This is a genomic window from Shimia thalassica (assembly GCF_001458215.1).
Classification (GTDB): Bacteria; Pseudomonadota; Alphaproteobacteria; order Rhodobacterales; family Rhodobacteraceae; genus Shimia; species Shimia thalassica.
On sequence record NZ_CYTW01000002.1, the window covers coordinates 145486 to 170738 of the forward strand.

The window sequence follows — 25253 nt, forward strand, 5'->3', positions numbered from 1 at the left end:
GGCGTCATGAACGCGAACCAGATCATTAATATGGTAACTCGTATGCTCGTTCGTCGGGTTGTGAACTTTGGCGTTAACGCTGGTGTTAAGGCGATGTCGTCCGGCACGGACAGTGCTGGTCGCGCTGAGCCACAGCAGGATCGCCCACAGCGTTCTGTACCGAACAATGGCCAGCAAACGGCCAAGCAAGCGAAACAAGCGATGCGTATGGCACGCAGAATGGGCCGTTTCTAAACGGACTTCTCTGGCTGGGTCCGTGATGTTCGGGCCCACAATGCCTCGGCCGCGCCCATAAGGGTCAGCGCCGCAGATATCCACAAACACAGATTGATCCCAAAGCTCTCGTATCCGGGACGGTAAAGAACCGTCGCGGCAAAAACGCTTGCATACATCGTGGTTGAATTAAGCCCCATCACCGCGCCACGCTGGCTCGGGTCCAGACGGCTCAGGCGGCTGACGGTCAGGTTCAGACCCAGATGTTGCAGAACACCCCATCCAAACATCAACGCGACGATCATGGCATAGCTGTGGGTCCAGGCCGACATACCGACATAATAGATCGCAAGACCGCTGAACACGGCCAGGAGCCCACGGCGCGGCCCAACCTTGTCGAGCCACGGATCAAACAACATCGCGGCACCGAACCCCAGACCATAGGATAGGGTCAACCAGCCCGCCTCGCCGACGTTGCGGTGCAGGGCGTCTGTCAGGTGGGCGCCAAGATAGTTGTAGACGCCATAGAACCCCGTTCCCAACATCAAGACGGAAAACAATGCAGGCAAGATGCCAGGCACCTGAACCGCGCTGATTGGGGACGTGACCTTGGTTGCCGGTACGTGCGGTGGAAAGCTGGCTTTAAGCAATACAATCAAGATCACAAGAGACCCAAACCCAAGCAGCCCGAACACAGCGCGCCAATGGATCAGGTCCGCGACATAGGCCGAGAGCGTGACACCACCAACCATCGAAAGGGTCCAGCCGGTCAGGACCATGCCCATAGTTCGGGATTCCTGCCCCTTTGGCGAAATGATCGCTGCGAGTGAATAAATGGCCGGCAGCGCCATACCTGCGCCGGCACCGACGACGCCCTGTCCGATGCTCAGCACGGTCAGATTGGTGGCTGCGATGCTAAACCCCAAGCCGATCAGGATAAGCACCAGACCCGTTTCCAATGCCTTGTGTGGCCCGACCTTGTCCGCTCTGGGCGCGAAGAAAAGCGCGGACAGGGCGACGCTGATCCCGTAGATGGCGGCCGCCGTCATCACGTCAGATGTCCGTTCCGCGCCCACGCCCGAGGCCACTTCCGCCGCGATGGGCGAGAGAACCAGTGAATTGGCTCCAATCAATCCAACGGAGATCATCAGCAAAAGAATCATCGGTGCTACCCTTGATGTGGTGAATGGTGTTCAGCTAACCAGATAGAGGCAGGATCACGTTCGGGGAATATTTGATGACCAAGCGCAATGAAGAAACAGATAATCTTCAGCCAAACAGGCCAAGAGCCAAGCCGCTGGATGCTTTGGATCGAAAGATATTAAGCGCGCTTGCCGAAGACTCGACACGCTCATACGCTGATCTCGGGCGCGAAGTGGGTTTGTCGGCCCCTGCCGTGCATGAACGCGTCAAACGGTTACGGGCGACCGGCGTGATCAAACGCACCAGCGCGGACCTGCATGGGCCATCGCTCGGGAAAGATTTTCTGGCGTTTGTGCATGTCGAGGCAGCGGGCTGGGGCAAAACAGAGGGTGTCATGGAAATGGCACGCCTTCCCGAGGTCGAGGAAGTGCACGCGGTGACCGGTGATACCGGTCTGATCCTCAAGGTGCGCATGGACTGTCCCGAGGCGATGGAGGGCTTTTTGTGGCGTATCTATGATATGCCCGGCGTGCGCAGCACGCGGACCTATGTTGTTCTGTCAACGCATCTCGAGCGTGGCGTTCAGGCCGGTATCACGCCCGAGCTGTCACAGGGTGACAACCTGAAATAGCGGCTTATACCGCTTTAAAATGTTTGGACAGTTTCAGGCCCTGACCCTGATAGTTTGAGGCAATGCCGGACCCGTAAAGCTGTTCGGGGACATCCGACATACGTTCATAAACCAGACGCCCGACGACCTGTCCGTGTTCCAGAACAAAGGGCGCCTCGTGACAGCGCACTTCCAGAACACCTCGTGATCCTGCGCCACCGGCGGCGTCGTGGCCAAATCCGGGGTCAAAGAACCCCGCATAGTGCACACGGAATTCGCCCACCATTGCCAGATACGGCGCCATTTCAGCTGCATAGGCGGGCGGAATGTGCACTGCTTCGCGGCTGACCAGAATATAGAAAGCGCCGGGGTCGAGAATGATTTTCCCGTCCGAGCTGCGCACATCTTCCCAATACTCAGACGGATCATAATGTCCGATATTATCAAGATCGATCACGCCGGTATGGGGCTTCGCACGATAGCCGACCAGATCACCAGAGGCGGGTTTCAAATCGACCGAAAATCCCAAACCGTCGTCGATGACTGCTGTACCATCGACAAGTGGGCTGCGCTCGTGAAGCACGCTCAAGTCCGCATCCGTCAGGATACTTTGGCCTTTTCTGAACCGAATTTGGTTCAGCCGCATTCCGGGACGCACAAGCACCGAAAAAGATCGCGGGCAAATTTCTGCAAACAGCGGTCCGGTATATCCCGGAGGAATACGATCAAACTCGGTTCCGCCATCTGTGATGGTGCGGGTCAAAAGATCAAGACGGCCGGTCGAGCTTTTGGCATTTGCGACCGCTTGAACGTTTTCCGGCAGGTTCAGCGATTCCATCAAAGGCACGACATAAACGCAGCCCTTTTCCAGAACCGCGCCGTCGTTCAGGTCGATACGGTGCATTTCAAACTCGTCGAGACGCGACATGACCGTGCGGTCATGTCCGGCAAGAAAAGAGGCACGCACACGGTACGCCACGGTTCCCAAACGCAGATCAAGACTAGCCGGTTGGACCTGTCCTTCGACAGGAGCGGGATCGGCGATGATCTCTCCGTTGCACAGCATGGTTTCGATGGTCTGGCTGGGTAAAACGCCGGTCATGAAATTCTCCCAAAATGCAATTCTGGATGTAAAAAACGCCCGGGCCTTGCGGCACACGGGCGATTTTTAGTGGTCGGGCTAGCAGGACTCGAACCTGCGACCTTCCGTCCCCCAGACGGACGCGCTACCAGGCTGCGCCATAGCCCGACGATGGGGCGTTCATAACGTATTTGAGGGTGGGGGCAAGTCAAAAAACGCAAACTTTGATCACGCTGTTTCCTTTTCAGCGATGCGCTGTTTCCAGTTCTGCATACGCTGCAAAAGGTCGGTCACTGCCTCGTGATGTTCTTTCGAAATGCTGTGAGTTCGTGCCAGTTCTGGCAAAAAGCTGTCACGCGGTTCGTGACCCGCCACAATATCTGCCATTTCTACAGGCTCTGGCGAGGATTCGCTTTCTGTGACGTCCTCTTTTTGAGCGTCCTCAGCGATTTCCTCTTGTGCCTCAGCCGCTTCCGGAATTGTTGTCTCGGTCTCGGTCTCGGTCTCGGTCTCGGTCTCGGTCTCGGTCTCGGTCTCGGTCTCGACAGTTGTAACGACTTCGGAGATTTGCTGTTCCAGATCGTCTTCTTCGACAGGGCTAGCGCCAATATCAGCGGGCGCCTCATCAGCCGCCTCTTCGACGGTCAGCGAAACCAAAGCCGCGACAGTATCGAGAGGAAGAGGGTCTTCTGGCGTTTCATCCTCTGCGGATGGCGTCGTCGTCTCAGCCACCGCAAACAAATCCCCAACCGCATCGTCAAGGGTGTCTGGCTCGGTCTGTGACGGGGCAGGGGCCGTTGTTTCAGGCTGCTGGAACGTCAGGATTGTTCCGGCCTCGACAGGCGGCTGTTCTTCAACCATCTCAGGCGCGGCCGTGGAGGCTACCACTTCATCGTCGTCATCCAAAGGCTGCGAAAGTTCGGAAACATATTTGATCCCTTTTTCACGCAGCAGCTTTTGGGCCCCTTTGATGGTCATGCCGTCATCATGCAGAAGCTTTTTGATGCCGCCCAACAACATCATGTCAGCCGGGCGGTAATACCGGCGTCCACCGGCGCGTTTCACAGGCTTCACCTGTGAAAACTTGCTTTCCCAAAACCGGAGAACATGTGCTTGTGTGTCCAACCAGTCCGCTACTTCGCTAATCGTGCGAAAGGCGTTTGGGGATTTGCCCATCGCGATGGCCCTGCCTTATTTCTTGTTTCCAGATGCAACCCGCTCTTTCATCAAGTGAGACGGGCGGAAGGTCAAAACGCGCCGTGGATTGATCGGCACCTCTTCCCCTGTTTTTGGATTGCGGCCCACGCGTGCTGCTTTGTCGCGAACGCTAAATGTGCCAAATGACGAGATCTTGACCTGCTCGCCTTCTACAAGTGAATCGGACATATGGGCCAATACACTTTCTACGAGCTGCGCTGAGTCATTGCGTGACAGGCCGACTTCTCTGAAGACAGCTTCACTCAAATCCATGCGTGTCAAAGTTTTCTCGCTCATTTCGTTAATCCCCCGCGTTGTACCCGCCAACTTTAGGGGGAAGGAATTTTCCGAGTCAATATCAACGACTTGGAAAGAGCAGTTTAGATGGGTTTGTTAACGCTCTGTTAACGATTCCGGAGGCATTACCAGCGAAGAACCACCGATCCCCATGCCAAACCGCCGCCAATTGCTTCGGTGACCAGAAGATCACCCTGTTTGATTTGGCCTCTTTCAACACCAACAGAAAGCGCCAGGGGGATAGATGCGGCGGATGTGTTGCCGTGATCCTGTACCGTGACGATGACCCGATCCATAGGCACACCCAGTTTTTTGGCGGTGCCCTGAATGATGCGAATATTGGCCTGATGCGGAACGATCCAGTCTACAGAATCATCTGTGAGACCGATCTTGCTGAGCGATGCGTGCGCCGTCGAGGTGAGTTTTTCGACCGCTTGTCGGAACAAGGCATTGCCCTGCATGCGAAGTTTGCCTGATGTGCCTGTCGACGAAACGCCGCCATCTACAAAAAGCATGTCGCGATATTTGCCGTCCGAATTCAGATCCGCAGACAGAATGCCCCGATCATCGGTATTGCCGTTGCCGACTTCGGCCTGAAGCACGAGGGCGCCCGCACCATCACCAAACAAGACGCAGGTTCCGCGGTCTTCCCAGTCCATGATGCGGCTGAACGTTTCTGCACCGATCACCAGCACGGTTTTACATTGGCCAGAGAGGATCAGAGCGTTTGCATTGGTCAGAGCATAGACAAATCCCGCACAAACGGCCTGAACATCAAAGCCGAAACCGCGGGTCATGCCCAGTTTGTGCTGCAACATGGTCGCGACGGATGGAAAGGTCAGGTCAGGCGTCGAGGTGGCAACGACGATTCCGTCGATGTCATCCGGCTGCATGCCTGCGTTTTCCAATGCATTGCGCGCTGCTTCGTACCCAAGATCAGAGGTTGTCTGGCCTTCGGCGGCAAAATGGCGGCGTTCGATGCCTGAACGTGTCCGAATCCACTCGTCCGACGTATCCAGCAGCTTTTCAAATTCAGAGTTTGGAACAATTCGCTCGGGGAGGTAATGCCCAACGCCTTTTACAACGGCGCGTAGTGTCATGATGTTGTTCCGTTATTGTCCGGTGACGTCGGGACATCTTGGGGCAGGCTCACGGCGGATGCAACCCGTGCAGCAAGTTTTTCAGAGAAGCCAGACTGAGACAATTTGAACGCCAGCTTTACAGCGGCAGATATACCTGTTGCATCGGCACTACCGTGAGATTTTACCACTGTGCCGTTCAATCCAAGGAAAACGCCGCCGTTTACACGACGTGGGTCGATTCGTTTGTTCAGCCGGTTCAGCGACGTATAGGCAAGCAGAGCCGCCAAACGGGACAGGGGCGAAAACTTGAAGGCTTCTCGAAGAAGGCTTCCGATCAGGCTGGCCGTGCCTTCACCGGTTTTAAGGGCCACGTTTCCGGTAAATCCGTCGGTGACGATGACGTCGGCAACATCTCCCGGAATATCTCCGCCTTCGACAAAACCGACAAATTCGAAGTTCGCGGCCTCGGCATTTTTCGAGATGAGTTCATGCGCGAGCTTCAACTCGGCGCGGCCTTTGTGTTCTTCGGTGCCAACATTCAGAAGGCCCACGCGCGGATGATCCATCTCCATGCCGTTGCGGGCATAGGACGCGCCCATCAGCGCATATTGCAACAGGTCCTGCTCGTCCGCGCGAATATCGGCACCAACATCAAGCATGATGTTGAAGCCTTGCGCGCTGCGAGAGGGCCAGAGAACCGCAATTGCCGGACGGTTCACGCCGGGCAATTTACGCAGCCGTACAACCGACAGCCCCATCAGAGCGCCGGTGTTGCCGCAAGAGACGCAAACGTCTGCTTCGCCATCGCGCACAGATTCGACCGCCGACCGCATCGACGTGTCTTTGCGCCGCATCACCTGACTGGGTTTGTCATCCATAGACACGACACCTTGGGCATCGCGAATTTCGACTCGACCTGCGAGAGGCTTTTTCTTGGCGACCAGCTTTTCCAGGGTGTCTTTGGGGCCATGCAGAATAAACCGGATGTCCGGATTCTTCTTGGCAGAACTGGAAATGCCGGCAACAACAGCTGCCGGCCCGTGATCGCCACCCATGGCGTCAACTGAAATTGTGGTGCGCCCGGCACTCGACTTAGCGGTTTCGCTCAAAGCGGTCATGCCGGCGCAGCCTCAGAATGCTTATGCCGCGTCTTCATCCAGATCGACATCTTCGACCATCGCAACGACTTCACGGTCGTCGTAATGTCCGCAAGACGCGCACACGTGGTGGGGGCGCTTGAGTTCGCCACAGTTCGGGCATTCATTCGGGTTCGCTGCAACCAGGGCGTCGTGGGCACGACGGTTGTTGCGGCGCGATTTCGAAACTTTGTTCTGCTGGACAGCCATGTCGCAACCTTCGATTTTATAGGGGCATCGAGCCCGATTTCCTGAGTGTCCAGAGGCATTACGCGTATTGCGGTGCCGAGTCCAACTCTAAATTCCAATGAGCGCGCGAAAATACTGCGAAATTCACAAATCGCAAGAGCTATTTTTCGTTCTCACCAGCCAGTTTGTCACGCAGCCCTGCCAATCCGGCAAAGGGGCGCGCGTCTTCGTTCGTCATCGCTTTTTTTCCGGGTTCGGTAAAGACCTTTTCCGCGATCTCTGCATCTGCAGCACGGGGATAAAGGGGAAGATTCAGCGCAAGTGACTCTTCCATGACGGTTGAGACATTGATTTCATTGCCCAAAACGTCTGCGTTTTCGTCTTCGGGCATTTCAATTTCTTCTTCGTCCTCGTCCGGATAAGGCGGTTCTGCAAGGAACCTGCGCTCTATATCCGCTTCGATCCGGGTCGTGACAGGTTCAAGAGTCGCAACACAGGGCTGCACAACTGTCGCACCAAGATGTGCTTTCAGTTCCCAATCCGATTTCCCAAATCCATAGATTTCTCCAACAAAACTCAGTTTGCGAAGCGCCGATATCCCCAATTCCTGTGCCAGTTTATCGGCGACATCTTTTGAAACACGCAGTTCAAAAGGCGTGGAATGATTCTGTGAGAGGTCCGCAACGCGGAATTTCAGTGTGTTTTCGGCGGAGTCTGCCATGAGTTCGAGCGCTTCCATTCTTGAACCAGAGGGATTCATTATGTAAGCGGGATAGAAGGCGACACAAGCCAAGACAAGAGGGCAGTTATGACGGTACGCACCAATCGCACGAAACAGGCGTTTCTTGGGCTCGCGCTTTTGGCCTCTGTGGCATGCACAACCCAGTATCGGAATCACGGCTATGTGCCCAATGATGAAGATCTCGCCAATATCGTTGTTGGTGTCGATACGCGCGATACCGTGGCGGAATCAGTCGGGACCCCGACAACCTCGGGCGTGACCAACGATGGCGGCTACTATTATGTGCGCACCCGTGTCCGCCACTATGGCGCGCGTCAACCCAAAGTGATTGATCGCCGCCTTGTTGCCATCACGTTTGATACAGGCGGCACCGTGCGCAATATTGCCGAATATTCGCTGGAAGATGGACAGGCCGTGCCAATCGCGCGCCGCGTGACCGACAACGGCATCGAAGATCAATCGGTGCTCGCGCAGGTTCTTGGAAACATCGGCAACTTCACACCGGGTACGCTGGGCGGCGGTTAATCGCCTGATCTCAACAGTTTCAAAAGAAACTTGGCGCGCCGGTCCAAGCCTGTCATTTTGGAGTCACGTCCTCTGTCTATTCTGGCAGAGACAAACAAGGCGGGGCCTCTCATGGTTGCTTTGGCGAAAGGGCGCTATGTTGCGCGTCTGGCTGAGTGCGAAAAAGACATTCTCGCGGCGCAAAAGCTGCGACAGGTCGCGTTCCACGGCGACGAAACAACAATCGATCAGGATGTTTTTGACCCTCTGTGCACCCACATTCTTGTGGAAGAACAGTCAACGGGCGCGCTGGTCTGCTGTTTTCGCTTTTTGCCCTTGGCCGGCGGTCAGGACATCGACCGGTGTTATTCTGCCCAGTTTTATGAGTTGAGCGCCTTGCGGGACTTTGAAGGGCCAATGGTCGAGATGGGCCGGTTCTGCATCCATCCCGCCTATACCGATCCGGATATTCTGCGCGTGGCTTGGGGCGCGATGACCACATATGTGGATGAAAACAATGTTGAAATGCTGTTTGGCTGCTCGTCCTTTAATGGCACCGAGGCCGAACAGTATTTCGATGCCTTTGCCATGCTGCGCGACAGGCACCTTGCGCCCAAACGCTGGCTGCCCAAGGTGAAAGCCCCGAACGTGTTTCGCTTTGCTGCGCGCCTGCGCATCAAACCCGATCTCAAACTGGCACAAAGACGGATGCCTCCGCTGCTGCGTACATATCTGTTGATGGGCGGCTGGGTCAGCGACCACGCGGTTGTCGATCGAAAAATGAACACGCTGCATGTCTTTACCGGCCTCGAGATCAAGGCGATTCCTCCGGCGCGAAAACGCCTGTTGCGGGCGATTGGCGCCTAAGCGACGGGTGCGGCGGCCCTGATTGTCGACCCCAAACACAGGTCAGTAGGTTGACGCCCCGCAACGAGCGGTTTAGCCCCTTTTCTCATGGCACGTATTCCTTTGTTACAGATGAACGGTATCTCGCTGACCTTTGGTGGAGATCCTATTTTCGATGGGCTGGACCTTGTTGTTCAGCCGGGTGATCGCGTTGCGCTTGTCGGGCGGAACGGGTCGGGAAAATCCACGTTGATGAAAGTCATGGCCGGTCTGGTCGAGGCAGATCGCGGGGACATCGTTGTGCCGCCCGGTGTCTCGGTCGGATATATGGAGCAGGAACCCGACATGTCGGGCTTTGCCACCCTTGGAGACTTTGCATCGGCGAGCCTGCAACCCGGAGAGTTGTATAAGGTCGAGCGCGCGGGCGAAGGGTTGAAATTCGACCCCGCACGATCCGTTGAAACCGCCTCTGGTGGGGAACGCCGCCGTGCAGCTCTGGCCCGACTGATGGCCGAAGCGCCCGAGTTGATGCTTTTGGACGAGCCGACCAACCACCTTGATATCGAGGCGATTGCGTGGCTCGAGGCCGAGCTATCAAGCACGCGCGCCGCCTTTGTTCTGATCTCGCACGACCGCGCATTCCTGCGTGCCTTGACCCGTGCAACCCTCTGGATCGACAGGGGAATGGTACGACGTCAGGAAGAAGGGTTCAGTGCCTTTGAGGCGTGGCGTGACAAAATCTGGTCGGATGAAGATGTCGCCCGTCACAAGATGGACCGCAAAATCAAATCCGAAGCGCGTTGGGCCGTCGAGGGAATCAGCGCGCGCCGCAAACGCAACATGGGACGTGTGCGCGCTTTGGGCGAATTGCGGGCCGAACGATCGTCGATGATCAAACGTCAGGGATCCGCCGCAATCGAAATTACGGCCGGGCCGAAGTCTGGTAAAAAAGTAATCGATGCCAAGAATCTGGCCAAGGCCTTTGATGGTAAAGAAATCGTTCAGAACTTTTCCCTGACCGTGCAGCGCGGCGACAATATTGCCTTTGTCGGCCCGAACGGCGTGGGCAAGACGACGTTGATCAAAATGCTTATGGGACAAGAAGAGCCTGATGAGGGCACAGTGGTGCTCGGGACCAATCTGGTGCCCGCCATTTTTGATCAGTCGCGCGCACAGCTGGATCCGGACATGAGCCTTTGGGACAGCCTGACCGGCGATCCGGACATGCGTGTTTCGGGCAAGGCCGATCAGGTCATGGTGCGGGGCAATCCCAAACACGTGGTTGGCTATCTCAAGGACTTTTTGTTTGACGAACGGCAAGCGCGCGCCCCCGTCAGATCGCTGTCAGGGGGCGAGAAGGCTCGACTGTTGCTGGCCAAACTGATGGCGCGGGAAAGCAACCTTCTGGTCCTCGACGAACCGACCAACGATCTCGACGTTGAGACACTCGATCTGTTGCAAGAGTTGCTGGACGACTATGACGGCACCGTTCTGTTAGTCAGCCACGACCGGGATTTCCTTGATCGTGTGGCAACGACCACCGTCGCAATGGAAGGCAACGGGCGTGCTACGGTTTATGCGGGTGGATGGACCGATTATCAGTCGCAACGCGGCGATGCGCAGCCTGAAAAGGTCATGAAGTCCAAGCCAAAGGCCGAGAAAGCCAAACAGGAAAAAGCGCAAAAAGAGGGATTGAGCTTCACCGAGAAGCACCGTCTTGAAACGCTTCCTTCGGTGATCGAGCGTCTTCAGGCCGAGATTGCGAAGCTGGAAGAGTTCTTGATGGATCCTGATCTCTTTACCAAAGAGCCAGTGAAATTCCAGAAAGCCACAGATGCTTTGGTTGAGCGCCACACCGCCGTTGCAGATGCCGAAGAAGAATGGATGATGCTCGAAGAAAAAGCCGAGCAAAGCCAGTCCTGATCGCATCAGGGAATGGCCTGGTTCGGTGCGGGGCTATGAGCCTCCGAGGTCTTTGGACACACGGGGGCGATAACCGTTCCACAGGGCCTGCAAGGTCGGCTTGGGCGTCAAAACCGTGACGGTGCCGGTTGGTCGTGGAGTTGCGGCCAGATATCCGTTTGGCTGGAAGGGATAGAGCGCGTCTTGCCACAAAAGGGCAGGACCCGCGCAAGACTGGATGAACGTGCCATCCGGCAAGTCTTTTAGGTCTGCTTCGTGCCTGTTCTGTTTGAAAACACGCGGGATGGCACGTGCCGCATGAAGACTCACGTCAAAGTCTTTGACCGACCCCGAGTGTCCCGCCGCGTTCAGAAAGGCGTGGTAATCGGCACGGCGGCATTCCCCACAGGGACGATGGCCGGCGGCCAAAGCCACCGCTTCGTCATGGAAAAACAATTCGGTATAGTGGTTTGGCGCCATCAAGGTACGTTTGCGGTTCTTGAACTCGGTCACGCAACAAACCCACGCCTTGTGTCGCCAGCGCGCGGAGCCCAATGACTTATTATTGTCGTGCAGAATTCCACGGTTTCCCATGAACAGACCCCGCGCAGGATGCGCGAGGATGTCTCCGGTGGGTTGTACGCGGTTTTGAAGCGGCATCTCGCAATGATGTGGGAGGACGTCATCGCAATCAAGGGGAACGTGCCAGCTCAAAACCGCCTTTGGTCTTGTTCGCGAGGGTGGCTTGCTACAGTGAGAACCACCCCGCGGGACAAGCCGCTGTTTAGTGCAGTTGTAGCAAAAGCAGGGGTAGTCCGAGAATCCCTGTCATGATCAACGTGATAGATAGGCCAAATCCCTTAAACATGTCGCGCTCCTTTGTTTGTGGCTCATGTCAGAAGAGCTAGGGCAGGGCGGCGGGTTTGGTGTGCGTCACCTCGCCACATCTTTGCGTTGGGAGGTTTCACGTCGGGCGCTCAATTGAAGGCGGATACAAAAAGGCCCCTGTCCTTCAGACAGAGGCCTTTGTTCAAAATTAACTTGGGGGGTCACTGCATCCGCAGCGCGCCGTCGATGCGGATGACTTCGCCGTTCAGATAGCCGCTTTCAACGATAAATTTCGCCAGTTGTGCGTATTCCTCGGGGCGGCCAAGGCGTTTGGGGCAGGTGACGTCCTGGGCCAGTTGGTCCTGAACCTCTTGTGGCAGGCCCATCAGCATCGGGGTGAGAAAGATGCCCGGCGCGATGGCCATGACTCGGATGCCTGCCTTGGCAAGATCGCGGGCCATGGGCAACGACAGTCCGACGATTCCCCCTTTGGAGGCGGCATAGGCTGCCTGTCCACGCTGGCCGTCCATGGCCGCGATTGAGGCCGTGTTGATGATCACGCCGCGCGCACCGTCTTCTGCCGGTTCGTTCTGGGCAATGACCTCGGCCGCGAGGCGGGCGACATTGAAACTGCCGACAAGGTTGATGTCGATGGTTTTCTGGAACACATCCAAGGGGTGCGGGCCTTTTTTGCCAATCGTCGTCGCGGCGGGGGCGATACCCGCACAGTTTACAGCGGCGGTAATGGTGCCCATCGCAGCTTTGGCGGCGGTGATGCTGGCCTGAACAGAGGCCTCGTCGGTGACGTCGGTCTTGTGGAATGTGCCGCCGATCTCTTTGGCGACCTTTTCACCAAGGTCTTCGTTGAGATCAAACAGGGCAACTTTGGCGCCATGTGCCGCGAAATGGCGGGCCGTGGCCTCACCAAGGCCGGATGCGCCACCTGTTATCACCGCGCAGGTGTTTTCGATTTTCATGGGGGCTCTCCTCCTCCAGAGTGTCGTGGACCTTGTGAAATGAACGTATGTTCAAATAACAGGGGGAGGGGGTTTGTGTCCAGAAGTTTGAGGGGCGTTGCCCCTCTTGGCCCGCGGGGCCAATTCACCCCAGGATATTTTTAGCCAGAAGAAGCGGCGGAGGCTATGCGTTTTGAGCGCGGCGCAGCAGGCGGACGGATTGTCCGAAGCCGGCCTTGAAAGCACGCGCAAAGCTGGCTTGGGAGGCGAAACCCGTTGCAAGGGCGATGTCTTGCACTGATTGGCTAGTGTCGGTGGCAAGGCGATAGGCCTCGTCCAGCCTCAGTTGAAGGTAGTAGGCATGGGGGGAGAGGTTGAGATGTGTGCGAAACCGGTTTTCAAGGCTGCGCTGGGACAGGGACATCCGTTTGGCAATCTCGGTAATCGAGAGCGGCGTGTCGAGGTGGGCTTCCATCAGGTCGAGGGCTCGCGCGATTTGCGGGTTGCGGCGGATTTTGCGCGATGTGGCGCTGATGCTTTGTCGCTGGGTGCCGAGGGGAACGGGGTCATACAAAAACGCGGAGGCAACACGGCGCGCCAACCCCTGGCCAAAGCGTGTCGAAATCAGGTGGAGCATCATGTCGATCCCGGGGGCGGCGCCTCCGGAGGTTGCGAAGGGGGGGCTGATGACAAACCTGTCGCGTCTGGCATCCACCTGAGGAAAACGTGTGGCCAGATCCTCGAGATCCTCCCAGTGGGTGGTCGCGCTGTGGCCGTCCAGAAGGCCGGCGCGTGCCAGTATCCAAGGTCCCCCGTCAATGGCTGCGATGGCAACGCCTGCGGCATGCAGGCGGCGTAGGCTGGACAACAGGCGTGGCGTGGCGTGGGCTTCGAGGTTGAAGCCGGCGACCATCACCAGAAGATCAAAGCCTTCAGCTTGCGCAATCGGCGCGCCGTTGATGCTCAGGCCGCTGGTGAGTTGTGCTGCTGCGCCGGTAGGCGTAAAAAATTTCCAGCGAAACAGGTTTTTGCCAGCGCGCCGGTTGGTGGCGCGCATCGGGTCAACAGCCGCGGCAAAGCTGAGCGTGTTGCAGTCATCCAGAACAAGTACCGCAGTTTCGAGGGGGGCTTGATTGGGCTGAAAGATGTTTTTTGCAATGTTCATCAATTTTGCTTCGTAAAGTGCAAAGTCAAAAGGCGCAAGGCTGCTCATACTTTTGGCAACTCTAGGAAAGGAATCGCCATGCCCTTGCAAATGAACCGTGAGGTTTTCATCACCTGCGCCGTGACCGGATCAGGTGGCACCCAGGATCGTAGCCCGCATGTGCCGCGTTCGCCCGAACAAATTGCAAACAGCGCGATTGCCGCGGCCAAGGCCGGTGCCGCTGTGGTGCATTGCCATGTGCGCGATCCGGAAACAGGCGCCCCCAGCCGCGATTTGGGTCTGTACCGCGAAGTTACGGACCGCATCCGCGACAGTGAAACAGATATGGTGTTGAACCTGACCGCAGGCATGGGCGGAGACATCGTTTTTGGCGATGCCGAAAACCCGCTGCCATTGAATGCGGCTGGTACAGATATGGTCGGCGCGACCGAGCGTATGGCCCATATCGCCGAATGCTTGCCCGAGATTTGCACGCTGGATTGCGGCACGATGAACTTTGCCGAGGCTGATTACGTGATGACCAACACGCCGGGCATGTTGCGCGCCATGGGGCAGATGATGACCGATCTGGGCGTGAAGCCCGAGATCGAGGCCTTTGACACCGGCCACCTTTGGTTTGCCACGCAACTGGTCAAAGAGGGCATCCTGACCTCACCTGCACTGGTGCAGTTGTGCATGGGCGTGCCATGGGGCGCACCAAATGATCTGAACACCTTTATGGCGATGGTCAACAACGTGCCGTCCGACTGGAACTGGTCCGCGTTTTCACTTGGGCGTGACCAGATGGCATATGTTGCGGCCTCGGTTCTGGCTGGCGGCAACGTGCGGGTTGGTTTGGAAGACAACCTTTGGCTCGACAAGGGCGTTTTGGCAGAGAACTATCAACTGGTTGAACGCGCCGTGGGCGTTGTCAAGGGCATGGGGGCCAAGGTGATCGGCCCCGAGGCCGTGCGTGAGAAGCTGGGGTTGGTCAAGCGCGCACCTGTTTCGTCTTAAGGTTGCGAAAAGGTTATCTTCAGGTTGCGCCGGAAAAAGGGGGGGGGGTAAGTTGTGAGCCATGTTCATGAAATTCACCCTCTCGTTGTTCTTTGCCCTCGTGCTGTCGATGGTAGCCTTTCTTCAATCCGAAGCCGCTTGGTGGAAAGGCCCGTTGGTGGCGTTTGCTCTGGGCGTTGTGACAGTGGTCCTTTTGTTCATTGTTGCCGCCGAAGTGCCGCAAGGCGCAAGCCTTCCGCCGTCTTCCGGGATGGTCGTCGCGGCGTTCTTGGGAACTGTTCTGATCGGGGCCGGGTCTGGCTTGGCTCTGATTTTAAGGAAAATGTGGAGCCCTGGCAAAATTGCCAAGGTGGTGTTTCTAGGCGGGTGGATTCTCAGCTTCATGGGGATGATGACGCTCGCCTTTTCTTGAAAGAAAGAGGTGTGCGATGGCGCGCGTAGCAGCAATTATTGGTGGCGGAGTTATCGGCGGCGGATGGGCCGCGCGGTTCCTTTTGAACGGTTGGGATGTGCGGGTGTTTGATCCCGACCCCGAGGCCGAGCGCAAGATCAGTGAAGTTTTGGCCAATGCGCGTGTGTCGATGCCGGGCCTAAGTGATACGGCACTGCCCGCCGAGGGCGCTTTGACCTTTCACGACACCATTGCGCAAACCGTCGAAGGTGCCGAGTGGATTCAGGAAAGCGTTCCGGAACGGCTTGATATGAAGCTCAAGGTCTATGCCGAGATTCAGGCCCATTGCGCCGCGGATGCGATTATCGGGTCGTCCACATCCGGCTTTAAGCCCAGCGAATTGCAGGAAGGGGCGACGCGCCCCGGTCAGATCGCGGTAACCCACCCGTTTAACCCGGTTTATCTGTTGCCCCTGATCGAACTAGTGCCAACCGATGCAAACTCGGCCGATATGATCGCCCGTGCCAAAGGCGTGATTTCGGATATTGGCATGTTCCCGTTGCATGTACGCAAGGAAATCGACGCACATATTGCGGACCGTTTTCTTGAGGCTGTCTGGCGCGAGGCGCTCTGGCTGGTCAAGGATGGTGTCGCCACGACCGAAGAGATTGACGAGGCCATCCGTATGGGGTTCGGCATTCGGTGGGCGCAGATGGGTCTGTTTGACACCTATCGCGTGGCGGGGGGCGAGGCCGGCATGAAGCACTTTATGGCGCAATTTGGCCCCGCTTTGAAATGGCCATGGACCAAGCTGATGGATGTGCCAGAGTTCAACGACGAACTGGTCGATCTGATCGCGGGACAGTCGGATGAACAATCGGGGCACATGACCATCCGCGAGATGGAACGCATTCGCGACAACAACCTTGTGTCGATGATGCGCGCCCTGAAAGCCCAGAACTTTGGCGCAGGTGCGGTCATGAACCGCCATGACGTCAAGCTGGCTTTGGATGCAGGTATGGCGCGCAGGGCGGCCGATATTGCGGACCCGTCCAAACCTGTTGTAACTGTCTCGCGTGCGGTGCCGATCGACTGGCTGGATTACAACGGTCACATGACCGAGAGCCGCTATCTGCACGCCTTTGCCGATGCGTCCGACCGGTTGATGGAGATCATTGGCTGCGATCAGGACTATATCGCGACGGGTGGCAGTTTCTTTACCGCCGAGACCCATATCCGGCATATCGACGAGACCCATCTGGGATCGCGGATCGAGGTACGCACGCGGGTGCTAATGGCCGAGGGCAAGAAGATGCACCTTTGGCACGAGATGTATGCCGGTGACAAATTGCTGGCGACGGGCGAACATATCCTGATCCATGTGAGCCTTGAAACGCGCCGGCCCGCGCCGTTCAGCCCTGAAATCGCTGCCAATCTGGCAATGATTTCCGAGGCGCAATCCGGTCTTCCGGCGCCTGAGGGCGCTGGGCGGTATGTGGGGCAACCACGGTGATGTCTGTTGCGAAAAAGCGTGTGCTGATCACCGCAGGTGCGTCCGGTATCGGGCGCGCCATGGGCGAAGCTTTTGACATGGAAGGTTTCGATGTCTGGGTCAGCGATCTGGACCCCGAAGCCCTGTCATCGGTTCCGCCACATTGGCGGCGCAGCCATGTGGATGTGGCGAATGAAGACGCCATGGCCGCGATGTTTGCCGAGGTCGAACGCGTCTGGGGCGGGCTTGAGGTGCTGTGTGCAAACGCAGGCATCGCAGGCCCGACCGCGCCAGTCGAAGAGGTCGCCTTAGACGATTGGCGCAATTGCGTGGCGATCAATCTGGACGGGGTATTTCTGGCGGCCAAATTTGCCACGCCGTTGATGAAACAGGCCCATAAAGGATCAATCGTTGTAACGTCATCCACAGCTGGGCAATACGGATACCCGTATCGCAGCCCTTACGCTGCATCGAAATGGGCCGTCATTGGTTTTGCCAAAACACTGGCGATGGAACTGGGCGGGTTCAACATCCGGTGCAACGTGATTTGTCCCGGATCGGTCGAAGGCCCGAGGATGGAGCGTGTGCTTGAACGCGAAGCGGCCACCAAAGGCATGACGCGGGACGAGGTGTATCAGGGATATGCCAGCGGAACGTCACTGGGGCGGTTTGTGCAAGCCAGCGAAATTGCAGATATGGCGGTTTTCCTTGGCTCTGATGCGGCCAAAGCCGTTTCGGGACAGGTGATTGCGGTTGATGGGCATACCGTCAATCCGGATCCCAAAGTCTGAGCCCTATATGAGCTTCTGAAGTGTCTCGATGTGGTCGGGCAAGGTGCGCGCGGTCACAGGGGCGCTGCGCACGAGATTGTCGAAATGGGTTGTGAAGCCCTGAACACGTTCGACATCCCGAAAGGCGAGATAATTCCGCCCTAGATAGAGCACCGCCAACAGCGGGCCAAAGACCGTTATGGGCGCGGAAAACAACTGTCGGGCATCAAACAGATAAACGCGCAGACGCGGGTAAAGCTGGCTGCAAAGATCAGACATGTGGTTGAGCTGGGCATAGCGTAATTCTGCAGGCAGGCCGTCATAGTACCCTTTCCCCGTGGCAAAGCTGAGCAACTCGTGAAGCGGAAGCGCAATCTCATAATCCGATTGGCTGGCCCGCATCCAGTTCAGGCGATCTTCGGAGGCGCCAATCGCCTGATCGGTGGTGCGCCCCAAATGCGGTGAGTATTCCCATTCAAGGATCTCGCGCGTTTTGAGCATATCCGGAAGGCCGGCGGGCACATGCCGGATTTTGTAACCGGCGGCCTCGATGTGCCAGCCAAAAATCTGTTCATCGACCAGCGCCCGCGGTGCTTCTGTCAGGGTCAGTGAGTTGGCAAGGATATCTGCCGCGCTTTCTGGACGGTCTGTCAGCGACAACAGCCAGTCCGCAGACACACCAAGGGCCGCGGCGCATTCCCCCACAACCTGTGCATTCGGCAATCGGGCGCCCTGATCCTTGAGAAGTTGGGAAATCGTCGAGCGGTCCACGCCAATCTGGCGTGAGAGGGCGCTCTGGGTGATGGCCTTGTCCTGCATGGCGGCCTCGAGACGTTGGCGAAAACGTAAGGCGCGCAGGCGTTTGTCGATAATTTTGCTCATGTGTTTAATTTTATCACCAGTTGGGAATTTTGTGAATTACAAACAGAATGTCCGTACCTGCCCATTCGCGGTAACGCTTTTGTGAGCTCCTCACAAAGAAAGGCAGACAATGGAAACCCGCAAACGCTCGGTGACAAAAGCGATCATTTGGAACCTTTTAGGTCTGACCACCATGAGTGTGGTGGGCTATGTCGCGACCGGATCGGCCGCTGTGGGGGGGAAGCTTGCTCTTGTGAATACGGCATTGGGGTTTGCGCTTTACCTGATTTATGAACGCGTCTGGTCTGCAATCCGGTGGGGCCGCCATGTCTGATCTCCGCAAAAACAGACCCGCAGTGGAATGGCCCACACTGTGCATGATGGCCATTTGCTATGTCACGTTTGTGATTGGCACAACGTGGGCTAGTACCCTGTTCCTGCCTTTGGGCATGATCCTGTCGACCTTGGCAATTGCGTTGCATTCTTCGCTGACCCACGAGGTCTTGCATGGTCATCCATTCCGCAATCAACGACTGAACGACTTGCTTGTGTTTCCCGCACTCGGGCTGGCCATTCCATACTATCGGTTTCGCGATACGCATCTGGCGCATCATCAAGATTCCATCCTGACGGACCCATACGATGATCCCGAAAGCAACTATCTGGATCCAACGATCTGGGCCGCGCTGCCGGTCTGGAAGCAGGCTTTGCACAGGTTCAACAACACGCTGTTGGGGCGGCTGGTGATTGGTCCGACCATGGGGCAGGTGGCGTTTATGGCGTGCGACTGGCAGGCGATCCGTGACGGCGACACAGCGGTATTGAAGGGCTGGCTCTGGCATATTCCTGCGGTTTTGCTGGTGATATGGTGGATGGCGTCGGTCATGACGCTGCCGATCTGGGCCTACCTGGTCAGCGCCTATGTTGCCTTGTCCATTCTAAAAATCCGGACGTTTCTTGAACATCAGGCGCACGAAAGGGCGCGGGGGCGTACCGTCATTATTGATGATCGTGGTCCTTTGGCGTGGATTTTCCTGTTCAACAGCCTGCACGTTGTCCATCACATGCATCCCAAGGTCGCATGGTACAACATGCCAAAGCTGTTTCGTGAAAACCGCGAACGGTATCTGCGTCAGAATGAAAGCTATTATTACGGATCCTATCGCGAGATTTTCATGCGCTACTTCTTAAAAGCCAAAGACCCGGTTCCGCATCCGCTCTGGCCGTGGAAGTAGGGCCGTGATCTAAGGGCGGCATGGAACTCTGGATTGCCGCTTCGGTTGCCGCCGCGCTGTTTCAAACAGTGCGGTTTATGCTTCAAAAACACCTCTCAGGCCTGTCGTTGTCGGCAGCAGGGGCAACGTTTGCACGGTTTGTGTATTCCGCTCCGTTGGCGCTGCTGTGTCTTGCCGTTTACCTCAGCCTTGCGCCGAACGGGATTGTGCCCCCTGCCGCCGCCTTCTGGCTGTTTGGAATGGTGGGCGGAGTCGCCCAGATCGTTGCAACCGTATGCACGGTGCTGTTGTTCAAGCGGCGCAATTTTGCGGTTGGGATTACCTTTATCAAGGTTGAGGTCTTGTTGACCGCACTGATCGGAATTGTTGTTCTGGGGGACGCGGTTTCAGGTCTCGGCATGGCGGCGATAATTGTCGGGGTTGCGGGTGTTCTGGTGCTGTCGGGGCCGTCAGACACGGGAACGGGCGGATTTTTGCGGCGTGTGGTCAGCCCCTCTGCGGCATTGGGCCTGACGGCGGGGGCCTTGTTTGGCGTCTCTGCCGTGAGTTATCGGGGGGCTTCTCTCGAGATTGCGAGCATCGATCCGTTTTTGCGGGCGCTGGTTACGCTTGCTGCGGTGACCACGATGCAAATGATGGCAATGGCTGTCTGGCTGAGGTTCCGCGAAGTGGGGGAAATCCGACGCGTGGTTCATGCGTGGCGCGGGGCTGTCTGGATTGGCCTGACCAGCATGGCAGGATCATTTTGCTGGTTCACCGCGTTTACATTGCAAAATGCAGCCTATGTCAAAGCGGTCGGGCAAATCGAATTGATCTTTGCCATTGTCGGATCGGTTGTTTTCTTCCGTGAACGCATTTCCGCAAGAGAATGGCTTGGCATGGCCTTGCTGAGCGCAAGTATTCTTGTGCTGGTTCTGGTGTTGTAACGCGCGCTGAGGGCTATTTGCGGCGGGTTTCGCGCCATGCAAGGATTGCCGCGCTGCCCAGAATGAGGGTCGCCCCCAAAAGCGTTATGTGATCAGGTATGACATCAAAAATGACCGCATCATAGAGCGTGGCAAAGGCCAGTGTCGTATAGAAAATAGGCGAGACAAAGCTGGCATCGGCCAAACGCATGGCGTTGATAAAACAGGTCTGTGCCGAGGCCATCAAAAGACCAATGCCCGCAAGAGCAGCCCATTGCAGCGGGGCAGGTGACTGCCAGACAAACACAGCGGCCAGTGTTGCGATTGCAAGGCCGATCGCGTTGTTGATCAATAGGATCTGAAACGGTTTTTCACGACTCGACAGCAACTTGATAAAGATCATCTCTCCGCCCATCATCAGTGCCGCCATCAGGGCAAGAAGTGCGCCCGCTTGCAGGGTGCCGGCGCTTGGCCGTGTCAGGATCATCGCGCCGAAAAAGGCCAGCGCAGCAGATCCCCAGCGCCAGGGGCCTACGCGCTCCCCCAGAAACGGAATCGCGAACACCATCGCAAACACGGGGTTCAAAAAGCTGATCGCGGTGGCGTCGGACAGGGGAATGAATGTGGCCGCAGCAAACATGAGCGTGACGCCGCCCCATCCCAGACCGGAACGTCCGAAATGATACCCCAAATGCGGGCGCGTGAACGTCGGGCGCAAAATCACGGCCGCCAGTGAAAACGCCAGAAACGCAAACAGGAAACGGCCCTGGCTGATTTGAAGCGGCGACAGGGCAGGGCCCAACACACCGGTTCCCACAGCTTTTGCCAAAAGGGTCGTCCCCGCCACAAACCCCGAGGCGGTGACAGTCAAAAGGGCAGCCAGTGCCGGGCGTTGGGGGGTATCGGTCATATGTGTTGCTTGGCGATGAAACGCGCGCGTGGCAAGGGGAATTGCACGTTATGTGAAAAGGGGGTTCTCAAACCGGAAAAGCAACGTTAGAGAGGCCACATGGGTAATCTTATCGCACATAACGGCCTCCGACGCCTGCGACGTACGTTCCTCCGATAATCGGCGGTACGCCTGATGTTGCGCCAAAAACGCAGCGCCTCCCCATAAATTGCGTCACAGATACGCAGCACTTTCCGACATTGTTGACTTGACCGCCTGCGTGGGGCAACCACGGGGCTTCTTTAATTAAGGACAGGACCATGATCCCTTCTGTTTTGCCAACTTATAACCGTGCGCCTTTGAACTTTGTCAAAGGCGAAGGAAGCTGGATGATCGAGGCAGATGGCCGACGTTTTCTGGATCTGGGCGCGGGGATCGCAGTGAATGTTCTGGGGCACGCCAACCCGATTTTGGTGGACGCTTTGACCGAACAGGCCAACAAGCTGTGGCACGTGTCGAACCTTTATCAGATCCCACAGCAACAGGCGCTGGCCGACAAACTGGTTGATAACAGCTTTGCTGACACCGTTTTTTTCACTAACTCGGGCACCGAAGCCTGCGAGCTGGCCGTGAAAATGGCGCGCAAGTACTGGTTTGAAAAAGGTCAGCCGGAAAAGGTTGAAATCATCGGCTTTGATGGCGCGTTTCATGGCCGGTCTTCGGCAGGCATTGCCGCGGCGGGTGGTGAAAAGCTGACCAAGGGATTTGGTCCTTTGCTTCCCGGCTTCAAGCATCTGACATGGGGCGACATAGCCGCGTTGAACGATGCGATTGACGAAAATACGGCCGCCGTGATTGTCGAGCCCATTCAGGGCGAGGGGGGTATTCGCCCGCTTGCGGATGAAGATCTGAAAGAGCTGGCGCACATTTGCAAGGAAAACGACGTCTTGTTGATTCTGGACGAGGTGCAATGTGGTGTTGGCCGGACGGGCAAGCTGTTTGCGCATGAATGGGCCGGCGTTACGCCAGATATCATGATGGTCGCCAAAGGCATCGGCGGTGGCTTTCCGCTGGGTGCCGTGTTGGCGACCGAAGACGCGGCCAGCGGCATGGTTGCGGGCACGCATGGGTCGACCTATGGCGGAAACCCTCTGGGATGTGCCGTGGGCAACGCGGTCATGGACACGGTTTCAACCCCGGAATTTCTGGCAGACGTGAACCGCAAGGCCGGTTTGTTCCGTCAAAAGCTCGAAGGTCTTGTCGCCGCGCATCCGCACGTTTTTGAAGAAGTACGCGGGTCCGGCCTTATGCTGGGGCTCAAGTGCTTTGCGCCCAACATCGATATCGTAAACGCAAGCTATGACCAAGAGATCGCTACCGTGCCGGCAGCAGACAACGTTGTCCGTCTGTTGCCCCCTTTGACAATCACTGATGAAGAAATTTCCGAGGCCGTTTCCCGGCTGGATAAAGCGGCGGCAACGGTCACCGCGAACAAGGACTAAGAACATGAACCATTTTTTGGATATTCATAAGACAGACGCGGCGGACTTGCGGGGCATCATTGATAGCGCCAAAGCCGTCAAAAATGCGCGCAATGGCAAACCAAAGGGGGCCTTGGATGCGGATCTGCCGCTGAAGGACCACATGGTTGCTCTGATTTTTGAGAAACCTTCGACACGGACACGCGTTTCGTTTGACGTTGGGGTGCGCCAGATGGGTGGCCAGACGATGGTCCTGTCGGGCAAGGAAATGCAGTTGGGCCATGGTGAAACCATCGCCGACACCGCGCGCGTTCTTAGCCGCTATGTCGACATGATCATGATCCGTACATTTGAAGAGCAGGTGCTTCTGGAGCTGGCGGAATATTCGGATGTTCCCGTGATCAATGGTCTGACCGATCGCACGCATCCCTGTCAAATCATGGCCGACATCCTGACCTATGAAGAGCATCGCGGATCGATTGCGGGCAAAAAGGTTGTCTGGTCCGGCGACGGTAACAATGTTTGTGCCTCTTTCATCCATGCTGCGGGGCAATTCGGATTTGACCTGACTTTTACTGGTCCAGAGGTTCTTGATCCGGAACAGGGGTTTGTCGATCTGGCGCGTTCCAAAGGGGCAAAGATCGAAATCGTGCGCGACCCGGCAGAAGCCGTGGCAGGCGCAGATCTGGTTGTCACGGACACATGGGTGTCGATGCATGACGCGCAATCAGCACGCGAGCGTCGCCATAACCAGCTGCGCCCCTATCAGGTGAATGAAGAGCTGATGAGCCATGCCAACCCGGACGCGCTGTTTATGCATTGTTTGCCGGCGCACCGGAACGAAGAAGCCACAAACGTGGTTATGGATGGCCCCAATTCGGTGATCTTTGACGAAGCGGAAAACAGGCTGCATGCGCAAAAAGCCGTAATGCGCTGGTGTCTGGGCAAATAAATCGCCGCAAAAGACAGTTAAAACGCCTCGCCATGTGCGGGGCGTTTTTTTGTTTGCAAGACCTGCCCGGTCATCCTTCATGATCTTTGGGGCAACAAGGGCAAGGTTTCTGCTTGGCCTGTGATCAAGATGCGCTAAGGTTGTGGGATAGATACATAAATCACAATTTTGCCTTAATGGATTGATACGCGCGGGACCAAAGTGACGTTTCTTTGATCTCGGAACATTTGTTTGAATGGTTGGTCCGACGACCGTCACGCAAGAGTGTTGGAGAAAGATATGGCTCAGGCATCAGCCCCAAAGGACAACCGTCCTCACATCGTGATTGCTGGCGCGGGCAGCATCGGCTGTTTTGTGGGTGGTTTGCTGATACGTGGTGCGCATCGTGTGACGTTGCTGATGCGGGAACGGATGGCAGACGAGATTTTGCGGCAAGGCCTGACAATCACCGATTTCAACGAACTGGATGAAGAGTTGTCTCCGGATGTGTTTGGCATCGCCACGACGCCGGAATGCCTGAAAACCGCTGACATTATCTTGGTGACTGTCAAAAGCAGCGCGACCGAAAAGATGGCGCAGGAAATCCGGGCGCATGCGCCGACATACGCCGTTGTCATCAGTCTTCAAAACGGTGTCGGCAACGCGGAAATACTGCAGAACAACCTGCCGGATCATGATGTACGCGCCGGAATGGTGCCCTTTAACGTTGTGTCCAAAGGCGGCGGGTGTTTCCACAGGGGCACCAGCGGAGACATCATTATTGCCAAAGGTAAAAACCACATCGCCCGCATGCTCAGCGTGCCTGATCTGCACTTTCAGGATCGCGCCGATATGGCACCCGTTCAGTGGGGCAAGCTGCTGATCAATCTGAACAACGCGCTGAATGCCCTGTCCGGCCTGACCCTGCGCGAGCAGTTGAGCAGCATGCCATGGCGCAGATTGATGTCAGACCAGATGGCCGAGGCCGTGCGTGTCTTGGAAAAAGCGGGCATTTCGGCCGAAACGCCCATGTCGCGGCGCATCCCCATCCGCTTTGTGCCTAAAATCCTGCGCCTTCCGTCGCCTGTGTTCAAACGGGTTGCGCGCACGATGCTGACGATCGATCCGCTGGCCCGCAGTTCGATGTGGGAAGATCTTGAAAAGGGACGCCTCACCGAAATCGAAGAGCTTCAGGGCCTGATCGTCACCTTGGCACAAGAAAAAGGCGACAAAGCCCCGATCAACATGCGTGTTGCATCCCTGATCCGGGACGCAGAAAAAAGCGGCCGTGGGTCGCCGCAGCTTTTGCCGCACGAAATCCATGTCTGACGGATAAACCCGATCCACGCCTGATGCCTCTTGCGGCATTGCCTCTCACAGCGCAGAGTGTGGACACTAAAGAAGTGGAAGA

Annotated in this window: 28 protein-coding genes and 1 tRNA gene; 15 read left to right on the forward strand and 14 right to left on the reverse strand. The window is 56.7% G+C overall.

Annotated features, from left to right (window positions below; genetic code table 11):
* The first annotated feature begins 6 nt into the window (after positions 1-6).
* Positions 7-234, forward strand: coding sequence for a hypothetical protein (locus PH7735_RS10585; RefSeq protein ID WP_058311349.1), 228 nt, complete (start codon positions 7-9; stop codon positions 232-234).
* On the opposite strand, the gene PH7735_RS10590 is transcribed toward PH7735_RS10585, so the two are convergent.
* Complete coding sequence (locus tag PH7735_RS10590; RefSeq protein ID WP_058311350.1) at positions 231-1376, reverse strand: MFS transporter; 1146 nt, start codon at positions 1374-1376, stop codon at positions 231-233. The genes PH7735_RS10585 and PH7735_RS10590 overlap by 4 nt on opposite strands.
* Before the next feature lie 74 nt (positions 1377-1450).
* On the opposite strand from PH7735_RS10590, the gene PH7735_RS10595 reads away from it, so the two are divergent.
* Positions 1451-1987 carry an Lrp/AsnC family transcriptional regulator gene (locus tag PH7735_RS10595; protein ID WP_058311351.1) on the forward strand — a complete coding sequence of 179 codons (537 nt, stop codon included), beginning with the start codon at positions 1451-1453 and terminating at the stop codon, positions 1985-1987.
* Between the two features lie 4 nt (positions 1988-1991).
* On the opposite strand, the gene PH7735_RS10600 is transcribed toward PH7735_RS10595, so the two are convergent.
* The 8 genes from PH7735_RS10600 to PH7735_RS10635 all read right to left on the reverse strand — a co-directional run bounded on the left by PH7735_RS10600 (position 1992) and on the right by PH7735_RS10635 (position 7669).
* On the reverse strand, positions 1992-3068 hold the full coding sequence (locus tag PH7735_RS10600) for a 2'-deoxycytidine 5'-triphosphate deaminase (RefSeq protein ID WP_058311352.1): 1077 nt from the start codon (positions 3066-3068) through the stop codon (positions 1992-1994).
* A 70-nt stretch (positions 3069-3138) separates the two neighbouring features.
* Positions 3139-3215, reverse strand: a tRNA-Pro gene (locus PH7735_RS10605).
* Between the two features lie 60 nt (positions 3216-3275).
* The gene (locus PH7735_RS21025; RefSeq protein ID WP_233488303.1) at positions 3276-4223 is read right to left on the reverse strand and encodes a MerR family transcriptional regulator; all 948 of its coding nucleotides are present in this window, start codon (positions 4221-4223) and stop codon (positions 3276-3278) included.
* Between the two features lie 15 nt (positions 4224-4238).
* Positions 4239-4541 (reverse strand): integration host factor subunit alpha, encoded by a 303-nt coding sequence (ihfA, locus tag PH7735_RS10615; protein ID WP_058311835.1) that lies wholly within the window; start codon positions 4539-4541, stop codon positions 4239-4241.
* Positions 4542-4666: 125 nt separating this feature from the next.
* A complete protein-coding gene (locus tag PH7735_RS10620) occupies positions 4667-5641 on the reverse strand; it encodes a beta-ketoacyl-ACP synthase III (protein WP_058311353.1) in 975 nt (324 codons plus the stop codon).
* Positions 5638-6741, reverse strand: coding sequence for a phosphate acyltransferase PlsX (gene plsX / locus PH7735_RS10625; protein WP_058311354.1), 1104 nt, complete (start codon positions 6739-6741; stop codon positions 5638-5640). Before plsX ends, PH7735_RS10620 begins: the two co-directional genes overlap by 4 nt.
* Positions 6742-6762: 21 nt before the next feature.
* Positions 6763-6969, reverse strand: coding sequence for a 50S ribosomal protein L32 (gene rpmF / locus PH7735_RS10630; RefSeq protein ID WP_058311355.1), 207 nt, complete (start codon positions 6967-6969; stop codon positions 6763-6765).
* A gap of 139 nt (positions 6970-7108) precedes the next feature.
* The gene (locus PH7735_RS10635) at positions 7109-7669 is read right to left on the reverse strand and encodes a YceD family protein (RefSeq protein WP_058311836.1); all 561 of its coding nucleotides are present in this window, start codon (positions 7667-7669) and stop codon (positions 7109-7111) included.
* An 87-nt stretch (positions 7670-7756) separates the two neighbouring features.
* Between PH7735_RS10635 and PH7735_RS10640 the strand changes: the two genes are divergently transcribed.
* From PH7735_RS10640 to PH7735_RS10650, 3 genes are all read left to right on the forward strand, one after another.
* Positions 7757-8215 (forward strand): outer membrane protein assembly factor BamE, encoded by a 459-nt coding sequence (locus PH7735_RS10640; RefSeq protein WP_058311356.1) that lies wholly within the window; start codon positions 7757-7759, stop codon positions 8213-8215.
* Between the two features lie 111 nt (positions 8216-8326).
* Positions 8327-9061: a GNAT family N-acetyltransferase gene (locus tag PH7735_RS10645; RefSeq protein ID WP_058311837.1), complete on the forward strand. Its 735-nt coding sequence runs from the start codon at positions 8327-8329 to the stop codon at positions 9059-9061.
* Between the two features lie 87 nt (positions 9062-9148).
* Positions 9149-10963 (forward strand): ABC-F family ATP-binding cassette domain-containing protein, encoded by a 1815-nt coding sequence (locus tag PH7735_RS10650; RefSeq protein WP_058311357.1) that lies wholly within the window; start codon positions 9149-9151, stop codon positions 10961-10963.
* 33 nt (positions 10964-10996) lie between these two features.
* On the opposite strand, the gene PH7735_RS10655 is transcribed toward PH7735_RS10650, so the two are convergent.
* The 3 genes from PH7735_RS10655 to PH7735_RS10665 form a co-directional block, all read right to left on the reverse strand.
* The gene (locus PH7735_RS10655) at positions 10997-11455 is read right to left on the reverse strand and encodes a hypothetical protein (protein ID WP_233488304.1); all 459 of its coding nucleotides are present in this window, start codon (positions 11453-11455) and stop codon (positions 10997-10999) included.
* A 536-nt stretch (positions 11456-11991) separates the two neighbouring features.
* Positions 11992-12747, reverse strand: a complete 756-nt coding sequence (locus PH7735_RS10660) for an SDR family oxidoreductase (RefSeq protein WP_058311359.1) — start codon at positions 12745-12747, stop codon at positions 11992-11994.
* Positions 12748-12910: 163 nt separating this feature from the next.
* On the reverse strand, positions 12911-13891 hold the full coding sequence (locus tag PH7735_RS10665; protein WP_058311838.1) for a GlxA family transcriptional regulator: 981 nt from the start codon (positions 13889-13891) through the stop codon (positions 12911-12913).
* A 78-nt stretch (positions 13892-13969) separates the two neighbouring features.
* Between PH7735_RS10665 and bcoG the strand changes: the two genes are divergently transcribed.
* From bcoG to PH7735_RS10685, 4 genes are all read left to right on the forward strand, one after another.
* On the forward strand, positions 13970-14887 hold the full coding sequence (bcoG, locus tag PH7735_RS10670) for a 3-dehydrocarnitine:acetyl-CoA trimethylamine transferase BcoG (protein WP_058311360.1): 918 nt from the start codon (positions 13970-13972) through the stop codon (positions 14885-14887).
* Positions 14888-14954: 67 nt separating this feature from the next.
* The gene (locus PH7735_RS10675; RefSeq protein ID WP_145865318.1) at positions 14955-15299 is read left to right on the forward strand and encodes a hypothetical protein; all 345 of its coding nucleotides are present in this window, start codon (positions 14955-14957) and stop codon (positions 15297-15299) included.
* A 16-nt stretch (positions 15300-15315) separates the two neighbouring features.
* Entirely contained in the window at positions 15316-16791 is a 1476-nt protein-coding gene (locus PH7735_RS10680) for a carnitine 3-dehydrogenase (protein ID WP_058311362.1), read from the forward strand.
* Positions 16791-17561, forward strand: a complete 771-nt coding sequence (locus PH7735_RS10685) for an SDR family oxidoreductase (RefSeq protein ID WP_058311363.1) — start codon at positions 16791-16793, stop codon at positions 17559-17561. The genes PH7735_RS10680 and PH7735_RS10685 overlap by 1 nt, the downstream gene beginning before the upstream one ends.
* A gap of 3 nt (positions 17562-17564) precedes the next feature.
* Here the strand turns inward: PH7735_RS10685 and PH7735_RS10690 are convergent, their stop codons facing one another.
* The gene (locus PH7735_RS10690) at positions 17565-18422 is read right to left on the reverse strand and encodes a helix-turn-helix domain-containing protein (RefSeq protein WP_058311364.1); all 858 of its coding nucleotides are present in this window, start codon (positions 18420-18422) and stop codon (positions 17565-17567) included.
* Between the two features lie 109 nt (positions 18423-18531).
* On the opposite strand from PH7735_RS10690, the gene PH7735_RS10695 reads away from it, so the two are divergent.
* Genes PH7735_RS10695 through PH7735_RS10705 form a run of 3 tightly spaced genes read left to right on the forward strand, consistent with a single transcriptional unit; the run spans position 18532 to position 20562 of the window.
* The gene (locus PH7735_RS10695; protein ID WP_058311365.1) at positions 18532-18735 is read left to right on the forward strand and encodes a DUF2061 domain-containing protein; all 204 of its coding nucleotides are present in this window, start codon (positions 18532-18534) and stop codon (positions 18733-18735) included.
* The gene (locus PH7735_RS10700; RefSeq protein ID WP_058311366.1) at positions 18728-19636 is read left to right on the forward strand and encodes a fatty acid desaturase; all 909 of its coding nucleotides are present in this window, start codon (positions 18728-18730) and stop codon (positions 19634-19636) included. The genes PH7735_RS10695 and PH7735_RS10700 overlap by 8 nt, the downstream gene beginning before the upstream one ends.
* Before the next feature lie 20 nt (positions 19637-19656).
* A complete protein-coding gene (locus PH7735_RS10705) occupies positions 19657-20562 on the forward strand; it encodes an EamA family transporter (protein WP_058311367.1) in 906 nt (301 codons plus the stop codon).
* 13 nt (positions 20563-20575) lie between these two features.
* On the opposite strand, the gene PH7735_RS10710 is transcribed toward PH7735_RS10705, so the two are convergent.
* On the reverse strand, positions 20576-21451 hold the full coding sequence (locus PH7735_RS10710) for a DMT family transporter (RefSeq protein ID WP_058311368.1): 876 nt from the start codon (positions 21449-21451) through the stop codon (positions 20576-20578).
* A gap of 299 nt (positions 21452-21750) precedes the next feature.
* Here PH7735_RS10710 and PH7735_RS10715 point away from each other — a divergent pair, with 299 nt between their 5' ends.
* The 3 genes from PH7735_RS10715 (at position 21751) to PH7735_RS10725 (ending at position 25171) form a co-directional block, all read left to right on the forward strand.
* Positions 21751-22932: an aspartate aminotransferase family protein gene (locus PH7735_RS10715; protein WP_058311369.1), complete on the forward strand. Its 1182-nt coding sequence runs from the start codon at positions 21751-21753 to the stop codon at positions 22930-22932.
* A gap of 4 nt (positions 22933-22936) precedes the next feature.
* The gene (argF, locus tag PH7735_RS10720; protein WP_058311370.1) at positions 22937-23863 is read left to right on the forward strand and encodes an ornithine carbamoyltransferase; all 927 of its coding nucleotides are present in this window, start codon (positions 22937-22939) and stop codon (positions 23861-23863) included.
* A gap of 279 nt (positions 23864-24142) precedes the next feature.
* A complete protein-coding gene (locus PH7735_RS10725) occupies positions 24143-25171 on the forward strand; it encodes a 2-dehydropantoate 2-reductase (RefSeq protein ID WP_058311371.1) in 1029 nt (342 codons plus the stop codon).
* Positions 25172-25253: the final 82 nt, after the last annotated feature.

Excerpts from the sequence above, each read along its gene's own strand:
- PH7735_RS10585 (WP_058311349.1), top strand. The coding sequence starts at position 7 with ATGAACGCGAACCAGATCATTAATATGGTAACTCGTATGCTCGTTCGT.
- PH7735_RS10590 (WP_058311350.1), bottom strand. The coding sequence starts at position 1,376 with ATGATTCTTTTGCTGATGATCTCCGTTGGATTGATTGGAGCCAATTCA.
- PH7735_RS10595 (WP_058311351.1), top strand. The coding sequence starts at position 1,451 with ATGACCAAGCGCAATGAAGAAACAGATAATCTTCAGCCAAACAGGCCA.
- PH7735_RS10600 (WP_058311352.1), bottom strand. The coding sequence starts at position 3,068 with ATGACCGGCGTTTTACCCAGCCAGACCATCGAAACCATGCTGTGCAAC.
- PH7735_RS21025 (WP_233488303.1), bottom strand. The coding sequence starts at position 4,223 with ATGGGCAAATCCCCAAACGCCTTTCGCACGATTAGCGAAGTAGCGGAC.
- ihfA (WP_058311835.1), bottom strand. The coding sequence starts at position 4,541 with ATGAGCGAGAAAACTTTGACACGCATGGATTTGAGTGAAGCTGTCTTC.
- PH7735_RS10620 (WP_058311353.1), bottom strand. The coding sequence starts at position 5,641 with ATGACACTACGCGCCGTTGTAAAAGGCGTTGGGCATTACCTCCCCGAG.
- plsX (WP_058311354.1), bottom strand. The coding sequence starts at position 6,741 with ATGACCGCTTTGAGCGAAACCGCTAAGTCGAGTGCCGGGCGCACCACA.
- rpmF (WP_058311355.1), bottom strand. The coding sequence starts at position 6,969 with ATGGCTGTCCAGCAGAACAAAGTTTCGAAATCGCGCCGCAACAACCGT.
- PH7735_RS10635 (WP_058311836.1), bottom strand. The coding sequence starts at position 7,669 with ATGGCAGACTCCGCCGAAAACACACTGAAATTCCGCGTTGCGGACCTC.
- PH7735_RS10640 (WP_058311356.1), top strand. The coding sequence starts at position 7,757 with ATGACGGTACGCACCAATCGCACGAAACAGGCGTTTCTTGGGCTCGCG.
- PH7735_RS10645 (WP_058311837.1), top strand. The coding sequence starts at position 8,327 with ATGGTTGCTTTGGCGAAAGGGCGCTATGTTGCGCGTCTGGCTGAGTGC.
- PH7735_RS10650 (WP_058311357.1), top strand. The coding sequence starts at position 9,149 with ATGGCACGTATTCCTTTGTTACAGATGAACGGTATCTCGCTGACCTTT.
- PH7735_RS10660 (WP_058311359.1), bottom strand. The coding sequence starts at position 12,747 with ATGAAAATCGAAAACACCTGCGCGGTGATAACAGGTGGCGCATCCGGC.
- PH7735_RS10665 (WP_058311838.1), bottom strand. The coding sequence starts at position 13,891 with ATGAACATTGCAAAAAACATCTTTCAGCCCAATCAAGCCCCCCTCGAA.
- bcoG (WP_058311360.1), top strand. The coding sequence starts at position 13,970 with ATGCCCTTGCAAATGAACCGTGAGGTTTTCATCACCTGCGCCGTGACC.
- PH7735_RS10675 (WP_145865318.1), top strand. The coding sequence starts at position 14,955 with ATGAAATTCACCCTCTCGTTGTTCTTTGCCCTCGTGCTGTCGATGGTA.
- PH7735_RS10680 (WP_058311362.1), top strand. The coding sequence starts at position 15,316 with ATGGCGCGCGTAGCAGCAATTATTGGTGGCGGAGTTATCGGCGGCGGA.
- PH7735_RS10685 (WP_058311363.1), top strand. The coding sequence starts at position 16,791 with ATGTCTGTTGCGAAAAAGCGTGTGCTGATCACCGCAGGTGCGTCCGGT.
- PH7735_RS10690 (WP_058311364.1), bottom strand. The coding sequence starts at position 18,422 with ATGAGCAAAATTATCGACAAACGCCTGCGCGCCTTACGTTTTCGCCAA.
- PH7735_RS10695 (WP_058311365.1), top strand. The coding sequence starts at position 18,532 with ATGGAAACCCGCAAACGCTCGGTGACAAAAGCGATCATTTGGAACCTT.
- PH7735_RS10700 (WP_058311366.1), top strand. The coding sequence starts at position 18,728 with ATGTCTGATCTCCGCAAAAACAGACCCGCAGTGGAATGGCCCACACTG.
- PH7735_RS10705 (WP_058311367.1), top strand. The coding sequence starts at position 19,657 with ATGGAACTCTGGATTGCCGCTTCGGTTGCCGCCGCGCTGTTTCAAACA.
- PH7735_RS10710 (WP_058311368.1), bottom strand. The coding sequence starts at position 21,451 with ATGACCGATACCCCCCAACGCCCGGCACTGGCTGCCCTTTTGACTGTC.
- PH7735_RS10715 (WP_058311369.1), top strand. The coding sequence starts at position 21,751 with ATGATCCCTTCTGTTTTGCCAACTTATAACCGTGCGCCTTTGAACTTT.
- argF (WP_058311370.1), top strand. The coding sequence starts at position 22,937 with ATGAACCATTTTTTGGATATTCATAAGACAGACGCGGCGGACTTGCGG.
- PH7735_RS10725 (WP_058311371.1), top strand. The coding sequence starts at position 24,143 with ATGGCTCAGGCATCAGCCCCAAAGGACAACCGTCCTCACATCGTGATT.